This window comes from Streptomyces milbemycinicus, assembly GCF_002154605.1.
In the GTDB taxonomy this organism is placed as follows: domain Bacteria; phylum Actinomycetota; class Actinomycetes; order Streptomycetales; family Streptomycetaceae; genus Streptomyces; species Streptomyces milbemycinicus.
The window spans coordinates 1-1,162 of sequence record NZ_MUNE01001199.1; the positions used below are offsets into that span (position 1 = coordinate 1).

The 1,162-nt window shown below is 75.7% G+C and carries 1 pseudogene; it reads left to right on the forward strand.

What is annotated here, in order from left to right:
- Positions 1-97: 97 nt before the first annotated feature.
- Positions 98-1,126: pseudogene (locus CCN51_RS52080) on the forward strand (acyl-CoA carboxylase biotin carboxyl carrier protein subunit); the annotation flags it as partial.
- Positions 1,127-1,162: the final 36 nt, after the last annotated feature.

Consider the following 1,162-nt stretch of genomic DNA (forward strand, 5'->3'; position numbering starts at 1 on the left):
CGTCGGCGAGCCCCGAGTCGACGCGCAGCCCCGCGCCCTCCGCCACGGCCAGCCGGTGCATCGTGCCCGTCCCCGGGCGCCACCCCGCCGCCGGGTCCTCCGCGTACAGGCGGGCCTCCACCGCGTGGCCGCGGGGCCGCCCCGGCCCCGCGGCCACGCGGTGGAGGCCCGCCTGTACGCGGAGGACCCGGCGGCGGGGTGGCGCCCGGGGACGGGCACGATGCACCGGCTGGCCGTGGCGGAGGGCGCGGGGCTGCGCGTCGACTCGGGGCTCGCCGACGGCGACGACATCACCGTCCACTACGACCCGATGCTTGCGAAGGTCATCGCCTGGGCCCCGACCCGGGCCGAGGCCGTTCGCCGCCTCGCGCACGCCCTGGAGCGGGCCCGGCTGCACGGGCCGGTCACCAACCGGGATCTGCTCGTACGCGCCCTGCGCCACCCCGAGTTCCAGGACGCCCGTATGGACACGGGCTTCCTCGAACGGCACCTCAAGGACCTGACCACCGCCACCGACGAGACGACGGCTCGCCTCGCCGCCCTCGCCGCCGCCCTGGCCGACGCGGCACAGCCCCCCGCGACCGCGACCGGGACCGTGGCCGGGCGGCTCGGCGGGTGGCGCAACGTACCGTCGCAGCCGCAGCTCAAGACCTACCGGTCGGAGCCCGACGGCACCGAACACGAGGTCCGCTACCGCTTGACCCGCGACGGCCTCATAGCCGACGACCACCCGAACACCCGGCTGATCGAGGCCGGCCCCCACCACGTGGTGCTGGAAGTGAACGGCGTACGGCGAGCCTTCGATGTCGCCGCGTACGGCACACAGGTATGTGTCGACTCACCCCTCGGCGCCCACACCTTCACCGCCCTGCCCCGCTTCCCCGACCTCACCGCCCGTACGGAACCGGGCTCGCTGCTGGCCCCCATGCCGGGCACGGTCGTCCGCGTCGCCGATGTGGCGGTCGGCGACCGGGTCGAGGCCGGGCAAGCCATCCTGTGGCTGGAGGCCATGAAGATGGAACACCGGGTCACGGCGCCCGCCGCCGGTGTGCTCTCCGCGCTGCATGCCACCCCGGGCCGGCAGGTCGAGGTCGGGGCGGTGCTGGCGGTGGTGAACGAGACGTGAGGGGACGGGGGTCCAGGGTGACAGCCCCGGAGGCCC